General features: G+C 55.5%; 13 protein-coding genes. 7 read left to right on the top strand and 6 right to left on the bottom strand.

Annotated elements, in window-relative coordinates:
- Positions 1-141: 141 nt before the first annotated feature.
- Positions 142-1812: an L-glutamate gamma-semialdehyde dehydrogenase gene (gene pruA, locus EU557_RS05760; protein WP_135529437.1), complete on the bottom strand. Its 1671-nt coding sequence runs from the start codon at positions 1810-1812 to the stop codon at positions 142-144.
- A 151-nt stretch (positions 1813-1963) separates the two neighbouring features.
- Here pruA and EU557_RS05755 point away from each other — a divergent pair, with 151 nt between their 5' ends.
- Positions 1964-2962, top strand: a complete 999-nt coding sequence (locus EU557_RS05755; RefSeq protein ID WP_135529436.1) for a glycoside hydrolase family 43 protein — start codon at positions 1964-1966, stop codon at positions 2960-2962.
- 236 nt (positions 2963-3198) lie between these two features.
- The gene (locus tag EU557_RS05750; RefSeq protein ID WP_135529435.1) at positions 3199-5607 is read left to right on the top strand and encodes a mechanosensitive ion channel family protein; all 2409 of its coding nucleotides are present in this window, start codon (positions 3199-3201) and stop codon (positions 5605-5607) included.
- Positions 5608-5635: 28 nt separating this feature from the next.
- Here the strand turns inward: EU557_RS05750 and EU557_RS05745 are convergent, their stop codons facing one another.
- Both EU557_RS05745 and EU557_RS05740 read right to left on the bottom strand, forming a co-directional pair.
- Positions 5636-6154 carry a CAP domain-containing protein gene (locus EU557_RS05745; protein ID WP_135529434.1) on the bottom strand — a complete coding sequence of 173 codons (519 nt, stop codon included), beginning with the start codon at positions 6152-6154 and terminating at the stop codon, positions 5636-5638.
- A gap of 665 nt (positions 6155-6819) precedes the next feature.
- On the bottom strand, positions 6820-7368 hold the full coding sequence (locus EU557_RS05740; RefSeq protein ID WP_135529433.1) for a hypothetical protein: 549 nt from the start codon (positions 7366-7368) through the stop codon (positions 6820-6822).
- Positions 7369-7460: 92 nt separating this feature from the next.
- On the opposite strand from EU557_RS05740, the gene EU557_RS05735 reads away from it, so the two are divergent.
- On the top strand, positions 7461-8174 hold the full coding sequence (locus tag EU557_RS05735) for an SIMPL domain-containing protein (RefSeq protein WP_135529432.1): 714 nt from the start codon (positions 7461-7463) through the stop codon (positions 8172-8174).
- 5 nt (positions 8175-8179) lie between these two features.
- On the opposite strand, the gene EU557_RS05730 is transcribed toward EU557_RS05735, so the two are convergent.
- The 3 genes from EU557_RS05730 to EU557_RS05720 form a co-directional block, all read right to left on the bottom strand.
- On the bottom strand, positions 8180-8875 hold the full coding sequence (locus EU557_RS05730; RefSeq protein ID WP_135529431.1) for a YjjG family noncanonical pyrimidine nucleotidase: 696 nt from the start codon (positions 8873-8875) through the stop codon (positions 8180-8182).
- Positions 8876-9086: 211 nt separating this feature from the next.
- Entirely contained in the window at positions 9087-9413 is a 327-nt protein-coding gene (locus EU557_RS05725; protein ID WP_135529430.1) for a (2Fe-2S) ferredoxin domain-containing protein, read from the bottom strand.
- A gap of 38 nt (positions 9414-9451) precedes the next feature.
- Positions 9452-9850 carry an ArsR/SmtB family transcription factor gene (locus tag EU557_RS05720; RefSeq protein ID WP_135529429.1) on the bottom strand — a complete coding sequence of 133 codons (399 nt, stop codon included), beginning with the start codon at positions 9848-9850 and terminating at the stop codon, positions 9452-9454.
- Between the two features lie 111 nt (positions 9851-9961).
- Between EU557_RS05720 and EU557_RS05715 the strand changes: the two genes are divergently transcribed.
- The 4 genes from EU557_RS05715 to EU557_RS25795 all read left to right on the top strand — a co-directional run bounded on the left by EU557_RS05715 (position 9962) and on the right by EU557_RS25795 (position 13871).
- On the top strand, positions 9962-10660 hold the full coding sequence (locus tag EU557_RS05715) for a carboxypeptidase-like regulatory domain-containing protein (RefSeq protein ID WP_135529428.1): 699 nt from the start codon (positions 9962-9964) through the stop codon (positions 10658-10660).
- A 276-nt stretch (positions 10661-10936) separates the two neighbouring features.
- Positions 10937-12322, top strand: coding sequence for an NAD(P)/FAD-dependent oxidoreductase (locus tag EU557_RS05710; RefSeq protein WP_135529427.1), 1386 nt, complete (start codon positions 10937-10939; stop codon positions 12320-12322).
- A 171-nt stretch (positions 12323-12493) separates the two neighbouring features.
- On the top strand, positions 12494-13204 hold the full coding sequence (locus EU557_RS05705) for an urease accessory protein (RefSeq protein ID WP_210115985.1): 711 nt from the start codon (positions 12494-12496) through the stop codon (positions 13202-13204).
- On the top strand, positions 13176-13871 hold the full coding sequence (locus EU557_RS25795; RefSeq protein WP_135529425.1) for an urease subunit beta: 696 nt from the start codon (positions 13176-13178) through the stop codon (positions 13869-13871). The genes EU557_RS05705 and EU557_RS25795 overlap by 29 nt, the downstream gene beginning before the upstream one ends.
- Positions 13872-13893 lie beyond the last annotated feature (22 nt).

Genomic DNA, 13893 nt, shown 5'->3' with positions numbered 1-13893 from the left:
ATAGAGGATGAGTATTAACCGTATGGGCCTAGGTAGCAACCGCCTCAGCTTTATACAACGAAGGAGGATATCAAGTGACGTTAAAAGCAAAATACCACTCCAGTTTCCTGGAGTGGCATTTTGCTTTAACTAGAGAGTGGCCTAGAAACCGCCTTGGCCGGTGGCGTTCAGGTTTTCGCCGGTTTCTACGCCCATAAAGGGGTAGCGGTAATCAACTGGTGGCACGAAGGTTTCTTTGATAGCGCGCGGCGACACCCAACGGAGCAGGTTCAGCATGGAGCCGGCCTTGTCGTTGGTGCCAGAGGCGCGGGCGCCACCGAAGGGCTGTTGGCCTACCACGGCGCCGGTGGGCTTATCGTTGATGTAGAAGTTGCCGGCCGCGTGCACCAGCTTCTTCGAGGCCAGGTCAATAGCATACCGGTCTTGGGAGAAGATGGCGCCGGTGAGGGCATAGGGCGAAGTGCCATCTACCACGTCCAGAATCTTCTCGAATTCCTGCGAATCATAGACGTACAGCGTGATAACGGGACCGAACAGCTCGTCGCACATCGTCACGTACTTGGGGTCTTTGGTCACGATGATCGTGGGCTCAATGAAGTAGCCTTTCGATTTATCGTGGCCACCGCCCGCAATGATTTCCACACCTTCGTCCGCTTTGGCGGCATCAATGTACCGAGCTAGCTTATCGAAGGAAACCTCGCTGATAACGGCGTTAACGAAGTTCGAGAAGTCTTCCACGTCGCCCATCTTGATGGACTTCAAGTCGGCTTGCAGATAGCCTTTCACTTCGTCCCAGATGTTGCTCGGGATGTAGGCGCGGCTAGCCGCCGAGCACTTTTGGCCTTGGAACTCAAAGGCGCCGCGGGTGATGGCCGTAGCCACCTGGCGGGGATGCGCCGAGTGGTGGGCCAAGATAAAGTCCTTACCGCCAGTTTCGCCCACGATGCGCGGGTAGCTGCGATACTGGTGAATATTCTGGCCAATGGTCTTCCAGATGTTCTGGAACACGCCGGTGGAGCCAGTGAAGTGAATACCCGCGAAGTCGGGGTGCGAGAAGATGATGTCGCCGGCTACGGGGCCATCTACATAAATGAGGTTGATAACACCGTCGGGCACGCCAGCTTCCTGGAATAGCTCCATCAACACCTGGGCCGAGTAGATCTGGGTATAGGCGGGCTTCCACACCACCGTGTTGCCCATCATGGCTACCGAAGTAGGCAGGTTGCCGGCAATAGAGGTGAAGTTGAAGGGCGTGAGGGCAAACACGAAGCCCTCCAAAGGGCGCTGCTCCAAGCGGTTCCACATGCCGGGCATCGACTCGGGCTGCTGCCGGTAGATTTCTTGCATGAAGTAGGCATTGAAGCGGAAAAAGTCGATGAGCTCACAAGCGGCGTCGATTTCGGCTTGGAAAGCATTCTTGCTCTGCCCCAGCATAGTGGCCGCGTTCATGCGGGCGCGGTAGGGGCCAGCCAGCAGATCGGCTGCCTTCAGGAAGATGGAAGCACGGTGCTCCCAGGGCAGTTCAGCCCACTGGGTGCGGGCGGCCAGAGCGGCCTCAATGGCCTGATGCACGTGCGAAGCGTCACCCTCGTGGAAGTGGCCTAGCGTGTGCTGGTGGTCGTGGGGTGGAGAAATACGCTGGGTGTTGCCGGTGCGTACCTGCTGACCACCGATATACATCGGGATGTCGCGCTCAAGTTGCTTCAGCTCCTTCAGCGTCTTGATCAGCTCAATGCGCTCGGGAGAGCCAGGAGCGTAGCCTTTTACCGGCTCATTGATGGGGGTGGGGACGTTAAAAAATCCGGTGGCCATAGGAAGGCGGAGTTAAAAGTTGCTGGTAAAACGGTGAAAGGGGTGGTGGGGCAAAGGTAGCCAGCTACAGCAAATGATAGGACGTAAAGCATCATGTAGGAGAGATGCCCGTAAATACTGACTCATCCGTTAGCATGCCTTCCTAAATCCTATGGCTACTTCAACCAGCACCACCTATACCAACCCTATCTGGAACGACGACTTTCCGGACCCCACCATTATTCGAGCAGAGGATGGCTTTTATTATGCCTATGGCACCCAAACCAAGCGGGAAGGCATCATCATCAATCTGCAGATAGCCCGCTCCACGGATTTATTGCACTGGGACTACCTGGGCGAAGGCCTACCGGAAAAGCCAATCTGGGCCAGTAAGACCCAAAAGATTTGGGCCCCCCACGTGAGTGAGCATGGCGGCCGATATTATCTCTATTACTCAGCCAAGCACAACACCAAGCGTGGCTTGTGCCTAGCCGTGGCCGTGGCAGATTCTCCGGCAGGCCCGTTTACAGATATCGGGGAGCCGCTGCAGTGCGGTCCAGGGTTCGTAAACATCGACCCCATGGCCTTCGATGACCCCGCCACCGGGAAAAAACTCTTGTATTGGGGATCTGGCTTTGGCCCGCTAATGGTGCGGGAGTTGGCCGATGATCGAGTATCGTTTCGGCCGGGCAGCAAAACGCGTAAGCTGATTCACCCGGCCGGCGCCGGTGACCCCAAGCGTTACGATCAACTGGTGGAAGGAAGCTGGGTAGTGCTGCGCGATGATTGGTACTACCTGTTTTACTCCGGTAACAATTGCTGCGGCGACGATGCTCACTACGGCGTGCTGGTGGCTCGGTCGCGCTCCGCTACGGGGCCCTTCGAAACCTTAGCAGAAGCCACCGACGACCCGTATCGGATGCTGCTCGAAAGCAACGACCACTGGCTGGCTCCCGGCCACAATTGCGTAATCAGGGATGCGGCTGGTCAGGACTGGCTGGCCTACCACGCCATCGACCCGCAGCAGCCCAAGTTCGATGCTATTGATGCTGAACAAGGATACTCGCGCCGCGTGATGCTGCTGGACCAGCTAGAATACGTGGACGGGTGGCCTAGGCTTGTCACGGGAGGTACCCCTTCGTTTAAACCACAGCCAGGGCCGGCCGTCTAAAGATGAGTTCTGAGGCTTGCTGGAAGCGGCTGAGGCAGTGTAGGCCATGACCGCCTATTGATAACAGTTGGTGTAGTTCGCTACAGCCTATCGTAAAGCGCTAGGCTGTTCGGCGGAGGCATCAAATTGATCCTGAAATGAGCAGTGCCGATATTGCCGGGCTAAATGGACCCGTGGTTGTGTAGTGTGCTTTGGTTGTAGGCCACTAGCCCCGGAACCCAGTTACTGCTTGCTCTATGCCCTTTTTGATTTCTTCTGAAACCGCCTCTTGTCTTTTCTATCATAGCTCATTACTCAGCTTCGTGAGCAAGCGGGTAACTAAAAAGGGAGGCTTGGTGTGCCTGATACTCATTGGCCTTTTTGCTGGGGGCGCCCGTGGGCAGGATAGCACCAGCCAAGTAGTGGTAGCACCAGTAGCAGTTCCTGAGCGGGAAGAAGACACTGCCCAGCGGGTTGAACAGGCCTACGTAGTGCTGGGGCGTATTAGTGGCGCCGTACGGCGTGGCGCCGACACGGAGGAAATAACCACGGACTTACCCGTGGTGGAGGGTAATCTGAAGACCATTCACCAGAACCTAACCCAGTATAGCAGCGTCATCAATCTGAAGCAGGTGCGCATGTTTGACGTGCTGCTGGCCGATATGCAGGAGCAATTGGGTGGCTGGCGCACCGACCTAGCAGCCCAGAGCAAGCGCCTCACGCGCATGCAAGTGCAGCTAGATTCTCTGGCGCAACACGCCATTCCCGATCAGCCAGACACAACTACTGCCCTCGGCCGCTCCACCGAGCGGCTACAGCGCAAGCAGCAGCGGGCCAGTCGGCTCCTGACTCAGACCCAACGCTTGGTAACGCAACTGCAAACCCGGGTATCTGACTGCTACATTCAGGCCCTCGAGTTGCAAGATGAAGTCCGGGAACAGTCGCGCCGCTTTACGCGCCGTACCCTGGAGCCGGGCAACCCGCCCCTCTGGCGTGCCACCGCTGCCGACGCTACCCAGCAAGCTGCTGCTGGGCAACTAGTGCGTGAGTCATACTCCAGCCAGCGCCGCTTGCTGCGCTATTACTTCGTGCAAAACTGGCATTTTGGGGCTTGGATGGGCATTATTGGGGTGGTGTTCTTCCTCTGGGTGCTACGGAACTTCCGGCAGGTAAACGCACACCCGCTAAGCCCCGAACCCGACCAGCAACCCTTCCGCTACCTGCGGCCAGTGCCTGTTGTGGGCACGCTGGTGGTAGTATTCAGCATAGCTCCGTTCTTTGACCTCAACCCGCCCGCGGCCTACACCGATTTGTTGGAGCTGCTGTTGGTAGTGGCCATGAGCTTCTTGTTATGGCGCAGTTGGCCCCGGCGTCAGTTTTGGTACTGGCTGGCTATTGTAGGCCTGTTCTTGGGGCTGACGTTTACCTACGCGGCTAACGAGCCTGGGCCCGGTATGCGCTGGGCTATGCTATTGCTGAACTCAGCAGCCATAGCCGTGGGGCTGGGCCTGCAGCGGGAGCTGCGCCGAGGGCCTAAGCTGGCAGTATTTGTGCCGCCCGTGATTTGGCTATTTGTAGTGCTCAATTTGCTGGCAGCGCTGTGCAACCTAACCGGCCGACTGAGCTTAGCCAAGGTGCTGAGTAGCAGTGGTATTTTGGGTCTTACCCAAATTATTTCTCTGTCGGCTTGCGTGCGGCTGCTTACGGAGGGCTTTCACCTGCAGATGCAGCGCAGCCGCCTAGCCGGAGGGTTGGCCACCCGCTTTAACTTCAAGAAAATTGAACAGGGCTTGCGCACCGTGCTATCGGTAGCCGTAGTGGGGCTTTGGCTGATGACGTTCACCGCCAACCTCAACATCTTCCGTCCGCTATACCATTTTCTGGAGCTGGTATTAACCACTCCTCACCATTTGGGCAGCATGACGTTTAGCATCGCCAACATCGTCCTTTTCTTCGCCATAATATACGCCTCGGTGCTACTGCAGCGCTACGTAGGCCACTTCTTCGGCGAAACCGATGATGAGTTTAATACCGACCCCGATCGGAAAGGCTCGTGGCTTGTTGCCATTCGCTTGGTGCTCCTGGCCGTTGGTTTTATACTGGCTGTTATGGCTTCTGGCTTGCCCCTCGATAAGATTACCATTGTGGTAGGGGCCTTGGGCGTGGGCGTAGGCCTAGGCCTGCAAAACATCATTAACAACCTGGTATCGGGTATAATCCTGATTTTCGAACGTCCTTTTCAGGTCGGCGATTTCATTGAGGTGACGGGCAAAACAGGCCGGGTGAAGGACATCGGCATTCGGGCTAGCAAGCTGATTTCGCAATCGGGATCCGAGATTATTGTGCCCAATGGCGACCTGCTTTCCGGCCACGTCATCAACTGGACCTTAACCAACAACCACATTCGCGTGGAGCTAGGCCTCAAGCTAGCCCCCGACTCCGACCTAGACCGTGCCCGCAAGATTATTACGGAAGAAATTCAGGCCAACCCCAACACCCTCCACAAGGTGGCTCCTGAAATTCTGCTTAGCAACGTAAACGGGCAGGTGTATGAGTTGAAGGTGCTGTTTTGGATCAACAATATCCGGCAAGAGCAGGTCCTGAAAAGTGAGATTCTGGCCGGTATTCATCGCCACTTCGTGCAAGAGGGGCTTAAGCTCAGTTAAGGCCGGCAACGGTCAGCTACTCAGCAAGCTAGATGCAGAAGACAATAGAGTTTTGCAGCTCGTCGCCGTCGTAAAGCGTCGCAATGCCCACTTTCGTGGGGTTGGGGTCGAGCAGGGCAGCATTGTGCTTGGGCGAATGCTGGTACGCCCGCAGGATTTGATCTTCGATGCTGCGCAGATCTTTGGCGCGCATCCCCCGAAACCGGACGCAATTTTCGAAGCCGTAGCTCACATAGCCGGATGCCTTTTCGAAGCGGTGCCCAACAGCTAGTAGCCGCTCCCGTGGGGTAGCGTACTGCGGGTGGTAATGGCCGTGCGTATGATGCGTGAGGTTGTAGGCGGCCTGCAGCCGGGCAGCCCGGCACGCGGTTTCGCTCAGCACTAGAGGGGGCAGCCCAGCTTGCCGCCGGTAGCTATTCAGCTGTTGCAGCAACGTGGGCGTAGTGCGTACGTCGGTCCAAGTGGCTCTGGTGGCAGTAGGAGCGGGGGCCGAGGCTTGTGAGAGGGTTGAGAAAAGAGAGAGTACGAGAAGTGGCAGGAACTTCATGGGAGGTTGAAGAACGCAGATACTACAGCTAGGCCACCTGCTACCAAGAATCAGGAGCAGGAGCCAATTAGCTAAACGCAGAGGAAATAAGGGGCACGCGAAAACGCGGACGGCAGCAGGCAACGACGTGTAGCCGCGGCGTCGGGAAGGGCAGGAAGGTGGCAGCAGCAGTCAAGAAAACTGACCAGCCTACTGCGCACAAAAGGAGAAAACTAGCTGCGTTTGAGCATGCAGAAATTACCAATAACAAAAGGTGGCCTAGCCAATACTGCTCGGCTCGGCCCATCTGTCAGCACAACGCTAGTGCTGCTGCGGCTAGTATATCTCTACTCCTGCATAAAGTGTATAATAGCTGAGAATTGACATCTAGCTTTGAGAGCAGGGAACACAACTCCTGCTTGGAAGTAGCAGACTGTCTTATTTGGTAAATAATTGGCAGATCCTCAGCGCCATAGGGGGTCTTCTTCCGTTGCCCTAGTAGCACCAAACCCATTATCGAGAATGGAATAAATGAGGATGTAAGCTATAGGTAATGGCAGGGCTGCTAGCTGGGTTGATAGCCACCATCACATTCGGGGTTATCACCTGCTAGGCTCTTTGCAACAGGCTGCTGTAGCATCTTTATCCTGGTCCACATTTTCGTGGAGATGCGCCGCATAATTGTTTTATAAGCTTTTTAGCAACTCCTGTACTTGCCGTTCCAGGTCCTTGAAGGATCCATTGTTGTATAGCGTGGCAGTAAAGTGGTGGTACTGATCGAGGGCTGTTTCGCTGGGGTGCTCATCGTCGCGGGTGCCGTCGCCGCGTTGGTGAAGTGGGTCGCCTTCCACTCGAAACATCAGGCCGCCGCGGCTGCGGATAAGGTCGGCTTCGTTAGGGAAGCGTACATCAGGGATTATGGTGAACTGCTCAGCGGGCAGCTGAGAGAAAAAGGCTTGTACCCAAATATCAGGCTCCCAGTGGCGCAGCGCTAGGCCTACCTGCTGGAGCATTTCGCCGCGCGTCCGGCCGAAAGCGGGCAACACCTCCTTTTTACCCTGCTGGGAGAAGTAGGGCGCTGTGCCTTCACCGGCCAATGCCGCGCATACCGCTTTGATGGGCTCCCCTACGGAGCGAATGTGCCAGCGGCGCTCTGGCTGCAGCTGTTGGATCAAACGAGCTATGGTGTCTTTGCCGCTGCCGCGCCGCCCCGAAAAGCCAATCAACTTTATCATGGGGGCAAAGGTAGCCAGGTTGCGTCGGTTAACGTCCGAAGCTCTATACTTGTCTTCTATCTAGCTCAACCAGTACCTCTACTGTATTTATTATGCGTACTATCTTAGGTTGCCTATCGGTGCTGCTAGTTGGCTGCACACCTACCACATCTACTACGGCTCCACCCCGGCAAGTCACGGTGGTTGGCTACGGAAAGGTGTCGGCGTATCCTGATGAGGCAGAAATCACCGTGGAAGTATCATTTACCAAGCCTAAACTGAAGGAAGCCGCGGCAGAGGTACAGGCCGTTATTACGCAGGTGAACGGCGTAGTAAAGCCATTCGTCAAAACGGAACAAGATCTGCGCACTAGCACGGTATCAACCAACAAAGCCTACAACTACCGCAACAATAAAGAGATATTCACGGGCTTCCAGGCCACTCAGTCATTAACAGTAAGGCTGGCTGACCTGAAGCGTTTGGAGCCGTTTATGGAGGCTTTGCTACAGACCCGCATCAGCAGCATCCGGCACTTGAGCTATTCCCATACCCAAGCCGACAGCCTACACCGGGAAGCTACTCTGATTGCGATGCGTAATTCCCTAAAAGCAGCAGATAAGTTGTGTGCTGGGCTAGGCCAGAAGCGAGGTGCCGTGCTGCAAGTGGAAGAAAAAGTAGGCGAGGAGGCCAGCAATGGCAGCTGGGGAACCAGCCAGCCCGTGGAAATGGAGCTCTACGGCAAAGTTATAGGTGGGCGTAGCTTCCGGCTGACTCCCGAGCTAATTGAATATGCTGGCGCCGTGCAAACGGTAGTGGCGCTAGAATAAGTGGCCTAGAGAATTTCCTTCAGCTCACTCAAGCACGCTATTTCGTAGGTGGTCTGGATGGCGTGGCGGCGCTTTTCGGGGTTGAAGTACACTTGGTCGAGGCCGGCATTGTAGGCACCTAGCACGTCGCACTCCAGGTTGTCGCCAATCATTAGGCTTTCAGAAGCGGTGGCACCGGTGCGCTCCAGAGCATGCTGAAAAATGCGGGTATCAGGCTTGAGATGGCCGCAGCACTCGGAGGTGATGATTTCCTGGAAATAGTGGGTCAGGTTTGAAGATTTCAACTTCACGTGCTGAATATCTTTAAAGCCATTGGTGATAAGGTGTAACACGTACCCTTTATCGCGCAAGTAATCCAGTACTTCATGGGTATAAGGGAATACCGCCGACTTTAGGGGGAGGACATTGGTAAACTGCTCTGAAATGTTAGCCGGCGAATCGCTTTCCGAGAGGCCTAGCTTTACAAACGTGCGCGGGAACCGGCTGGCGCGGAGTTGCTGCTGGGTGATTTTATTGCTCTGGTACAAACGCCACAAACCGTGGTTAATATCGGAGTACACGCGGATAAACTCATCGACCGTGAAGGTGCCGTAACGGCTTAAATCATGGTGCTCAAATAGGTAGCGCAGCGTTTCATCGGCATTGGTTTCAAAGTCCCAAAGCGTATGATCGAGGTCGAAGAAAAGGTGACGGTATTTCAAGGTGTCAGGTGGTGAGTTTATAGGGTGATAAGGCTACAAGAGCATCATGGCGAGGGCAATAGAGGCTTCACGCTAAAAATTATCAAAAGCCCCAGAGCTACAACGCTGGCACACGAGATGTCTCGGCCAACTCTGCATGACAGTGTTTGGGAATGGTGTTCTGGTAGCGTCAGGACGCGCAAGTAATTGGCCTGCTAATCTTAACGGTTGCTTATTCAAGTAACAGTCGTTTAAGAACATGGCCGTCGCCTAAGTGTTCCCGCACGATGTCGGCAGCGTCTTTGGGCTTTACATCGCCGTAGTACACGTTATCGGGGTAGATGGCAACGGCGGCGCCGGGGCCTTTCTTGCAATGCTTGCACAGGTCGAGGCAGTTGCAGGTTTGTACCCGCACCTTGCTGCCGGAACCGCCGGTGAGTAGTTTCTTCAGGCCCTGCTTCTTGAGCTCTATCTTAAAAGCCTTTGCCACATCTTTTCCCACATCATCTTTTTGGGCAGTACAAACAAAGACGCGGGTAACGGCAGCAGCTGATTTCACGGGAGGAAAAACTAATGGAAAGTAAGGGAGGCAGTGGCCTAGCGCTCCGTGGGAAGCCCGGTCCAGCGCCGATTTTGCAGCTTATACGCGGCCAGCTCCCGATTCGACCAGAGGGTTTGGTAGATCTTCTGGTCGTGCACTAACTGGGGGTCGCGCTCCATGTACCCGAGTAGTTGGTGAACGAAGTCTTGGGCTTCATCCTTAATGAAGTAGAACACCCAATTATCGAGCCGCCGAAAATTCACCAAGCCTGCATTTTTCAGGTAAGATAATTGCCGAGATGTTTTCGTTTGGGTGAAGTCCAACACCTGCTCGAGGTCAGAGATGCACATTTCTTGATTGCGCCAGAGCAAATGCAGGATGCGCACCCGGCTATCGTCGCCGAAGGCTTTGAATAGTTGCTGACCAAATGCAACGGTAAAGTGTTTCAGGCGCATCTTTAGCTGGGAAGGGCAGGAGGAAGGACCGGCGAGAGTCGGCTCGAATTTACACCAAACCGACCAGAGGCCCCCAAAAGAGCCGTATACTTGTAATCTGTAACGCCCTGTATGTCTGCTGTGGTTCGATTTCGTTTCTTTTCTCTACCAGCGCTGTTTCTGCTGGTCTTTCTGGCGCTAGGCCTGTTCATGGCACCCAGCAGTGCCCAGGCTCAGGGCCAGCGCCGCGTGGTGCAATTCACCGGCATTGTGGCCACCGGCGACTCCCTGCTGGGCGTGCCGGGCGCGGCCATCTTCGTGCCCAAAGCTGGCCGTGGCACTGCCAGTAATTCCTACGGCTACTTCTCCATACCAGTACTGGCCGGCGACAGTATTGTGATTCGGAGTCTCGGCTACCGCAACCAGTATGTAATCATCCCGGAGGATTATCCACGCCAGAGCTACTCCGTTATCGTGTCACTGCGCGAGGATGCCACGGTGCTGCCGGAAGTCAGAATCTTCCCGTATGCCACCGAAAAAGAGTTTAAGCAGGCATTCCTGGCGCTGAACTTGCCCAAAGAGCGTGGCTCCAGTGCCGCCGAAAACCTAAGCGAGCAGGTGATGCGCCGCATGTTTAACAACCTACCCGTAACCAGCACCGGCAACTACCGCCAGACCATGCAGAACCAGCAGTACGACCAGTCGCGGCGCATGGGCACGGCCCCCACACCCTACACCAACAACCCGCTCCTGAACCCCTTCAGCTGGCTGCAGCTGATCAACCAGGTAAAGAGTGGCGAATTCAAAAAGAAGGAAGGCGTAGACTACTAGGCCTAGGCCACTGCTGCAGTACGCAGGTACTAACCCAGAAGAATTATAAGGCCCTTATCTCTGCTCAGGAGGTAAGGGCCTTTTGCTAATTGCAACTTTTGAAAAGGGTAAAGCGGCTTAACATCGCTATACTCAGTATGCTTGGCCCTGATCGTAATTACATTATCCACCTAAAAGCAAGAAGCTCAACCACAACCTACGCCCGCTTTTTACGGTACAGGATTATGGCACTGTTGCCACAGCACGCCGCGCCAGTGCGGCCAGCGCTTTCCTGTTATGGATACCAATCTTCCCGTTACTTCTCAACCTCGCATCGTGATTGTGGGCTGCGGCTTTAGTGGGCTACGGCTCGCCAAAGAGCTGGCTGATGCTCCGGTGCAGGTAGTGGTCATTGACCGTAATAATTACCACAACTTCCAGCCCCTGCTGTACCAGGTAGCTACTGGCGCCCTGGAGGCCGATAACATTGCGTATCCCATCCGCAAGATCTTTGCCGGGCAGCACAACTTCTTTTACCGCATGGCCGATGTGCAGCGCATCGACCCCGCCAGTAACACGGTAGTCACCAACATCGGCGACATCCGCTATGACCACTTGGTGCTGGCTACCGGCTCGCTCACCAACTTTTTTGGGCTGGAGAGCATTGAGCGCAACGCCATGCAGATCAAAAGCATCCCGAACGCGCTGAACCTGCGCAGCTTCCTGTTCCAGAACTTTGAGAAGGCTCTACTGAAGGAAGACCCCGCCGCCCGTCAAGCCCTGATGAACGTGGTGGTAGTAGGTGGCGGCCCTACAGGCGTGGAAATTTGCGGCTCGCTAGCCGAGATGCGCAAAGACGTACTGCCTAAAGACTACCCCGAGCTCGACCTGAAGCAGATGGAAATCTATCTGGTGGAAGCTGGCGGCGAGGTACTCGGGCCCATGTCGAAACAGTCGCAGCAAAAAGCCAAAAAGTACCTGGAGGATATGAACATCCATATCCGGCTCAACACCTCGGCCAAGCGCTACGAGGACTGTAAGCTCTACACCTCTGATACCGAATTCATTCGCACCGAGAATGTGATTTGGGCCGCTGGTGTGAACGGAGCCGATGTACCTGGCCTACCCGCCGAGGTGGTGGCCCGCAATAAGCGCGTGAACGTTGACCACTTCAACCGAGTACAGGGGGCTAATAACATTTATGCCATTGGTGACTTGGCCAACATGATTACCGAGGAAATGCCCCGCGGCTATCCCATGCTGGCACCTGTGGCTATTCAGCAGGCTGAGCAGCTGGCCCACAACTTTAAGCGCATGCTCAGTGGCCAAGCCCTCAAGCCGTTCCACTACGTGAACAAAGGCAGTATGGCTATTGTGGGCCGCAACCGCGCCGTAGTTGACCTGCCCGGCGACAAGCACTTTGGCGGTTTCCTGGGCTGGCTGACTTGGCTGTTTGTGCACTTGATGACGCTGGTTGGCTTCCGTAATAAGGTGGTGACGTTTGTAGACTGGGCTACCAGCTACCTCAGCTCTGATAAGGCCCTGCGCCTCATCATTCGCCCCTATAAGCGTAGTGACTTTAAGGATGACAAAGGCAAGGCTACTGCGGAGCACATGAATTCTACTCCTCAGTATAACCCCACGCCGCCGGCCATTCAGGAGCCTGTTAAAACACAGGCCTAGCAAGTGAAAAACTATAGCCCCACCCACAAGGTGGGGTTTCTTTTTGGAGCCTGTTAGCTGCTGTGGTATACAGTTTCTAAACAAAAGCCTTTAGATTAAGGGCCGAAACTACAGTAGGCGCTTTTCTGAATGCACAACTTGTTGCCCATTGCTTTTGCTTTCCTGGTTGGAATGGGCCACGCATTTGAGGCCGACCATCTGATTGCCGTAAGCACCCTGGTGGCTCGCCACGATAGCCGGTTGTTAGCCGTGAAAGATGGCCTCTATTGGGGCCTAGGCCACACCACTACGTTGGTGGTGTTTGGGGGGCTGCTGCTGGGTACTCGCTTAACGCTACAACACTCCAACTATTTTGAAGCCGCCGTGGGGGCCATGCTGCTCATCATGGGCCTAAGCCGGCTCACCAACAAAGAGTACTACCGCAAAGGCCCACCCGCACGCTATCGGCGCAGCACAGCCTACGCGGTAGGGCTGATACATGGCTTGGCGGGAAGCGGCGCGCTTGTTTTACTGGTGATGGGCAGCATCCCGAGTATCGGGTTGGGTATGGCTTACCTGCTGCTGTTTGGGCTAGGGTCGGTGGTAGGCATGTTGGGCGCCACGGGCTTGATGAGCGTACCGTTCACCCAGCGCATGCGCTTTAGCCATACGCTGCGCGTAGGAATGGTGGTAGCCTCGGCACTCGTGAGCATGTGCTATGGTGGCTGGATGCTCTACAGCAATTTATTCAGAAGTGAGCATGCAGAGCTAAGAACTCAGCGTAAGTACGCTCCAACTTCAGTATCCCTGGCTCACCCTACTTTCCTCTTTTCCGCTTCTAAGTTCTGGCTCTCTTATCTCCGCGCTAAAAGCTATGCATCTCTCGCCCAAAGACCTCGATAAGCTGGTGCTGCACCAAGCTGGCGTAGTAGCGCAGAAGCGCTATGCTCGCGGGCTGGCCCTGAACTACCCCGAAGCTGTTTCCTTGCTCGCCACGCAGCTTCTGGAGTTCATCCGCGATGGGGAAAGCGTGGCAGTGCTCATGAACAAGGGCAAGCAGATCCTAGGCCACCAGGATGTGTTGCCGGGCGTAGCGGCGCTGCTGGCGGAGGTGCAAATTGAGGGCACCTTCCCCGATGGCACCAAGCTCGTTACCGTGCACTACCCCATATGCCACGAGCAGGGTTCTCCGGAGCTGGCGCTGTATGGTTCCGGTCTCACCCGCGTTCCTAGGCCAGTTACCCCCGAACCAATTACCACTTCGGAGCCCGGCGAGTACCTGCTGTCCTCGGAGCCACTGGTTCTGAACGAAGGTCGCGAAACCATAACTGTAGAGGTCCTCAATCGCGGCGACCGGCCCGTGCAGGTCGGCTCCCACTACCCGTTCTTCGAAACCAACGAGGCTCTGGAGTTCGACCGGGAGACAGCCCGCGGCTTCCGCCTTAACATCCCCGCCGGCACGGCCGTGCGCTTTGAGCCCGGCGAGCGGAAGCCAGTAGAGCTAGTGGCCCTGGCTGGTGAGCGAATCGTGTACGGCGGTAACGGGCGGATCAGTGGGAAGGTGGATTAATCTAGTTCTTCAGCCCGTCATG

The sequence above is a fragment of the Hymenobacter wooponensis genome (genome assembly GCF_004745865.1).
In the GTDB taxonomy this organism is placed as follows: Bacteria; Bacteroidota; Bacteroidia; order Cytophagales; family Hymenobacteraceae; genus Hymenobacter; species Hymenobacter wooponensis.
This window is presented reverse-complemented; position numbering and strand designations above follow the sequence as displayed.

Bases quoted from the DNA above. Each gene is read 5' to 3' on its own strand.
- EU557_RS05755 (WP_135529436.1), top strand. From the start codon at position 1,964: ATGGCTACTTCAACCAGCACCACCTATACCAACCCTATCTGGAACGAC.
- EU557_RS05705 (WP_210115985.1), top strand. From the start codon at position 12,494: ATGGGCCACGCATTTGAGGCCGACCATCTGATTGCCGTAAGCACCCTG.
- EU557_RS05740 (WP_135529433.1), bottom strand. From the start codon at position 7,368: ATGATAAAGTTGATTGGCTTTTCGGGGCGGCGCGGCAGCGGCAAAGAC.
- EU557_RS05745 (WP_135529434.1), bottom strand. From the start codon at position 6,154: ATGAAGTTCCTGCCACTTCTCGTACTCTCTCTTTTCTCAACCCTCTCA.
- EU557_RS25795 (WP_135529425.1), top strand. From the start codon at position 13,176: ATGCATCTCTCGCCCAAAGACCTCGATAAGCTGGTGCTGCACCAAGCT.
- EU557_RS05715 (WP_135529428.1), top strand. From the start codon at position 9,962: ATGTCTGCTGTGGTTCGATTTCGTTTCTTTTCTCTACCAGCGCTGTTT.
- EU557_RS05750 (WP_135529435.1), top strand. From the start codon at position 3,199: ATGCCCTTTTTGATTTCTTCTGAAACCGCCTCTTGTCTTTTCTATCAT.
- EU557_RS05710 (WP_135529427.1), top strand. From the start codon at position 10,937: ATGGATACCAATCTTCCCGTTACTTCTCAACCTCGCATCGTGATTGTG.
- pruA (WP_135529437.1), bottom strand. From the start codon at position 1,812: ATGGCCACCGGATTTTTTAACGTCCCCACCCCCATCAATGAGCCGGTA.
- EU557_RS05720 (WP_135529429.1), bottom strand. From the start codon at position 9,850: ATGCGCCTGAAACACTTTACCGTTGCATTTGGTCAGCAACTATTCAAA.
- EU557_RS05735 (WP_135529432.1), top strand. From the start codon at position 7,461: ATGCGTACTATCTTAGGTTGCCTATCGGTGCTGCTAGTTGGCTGCACA.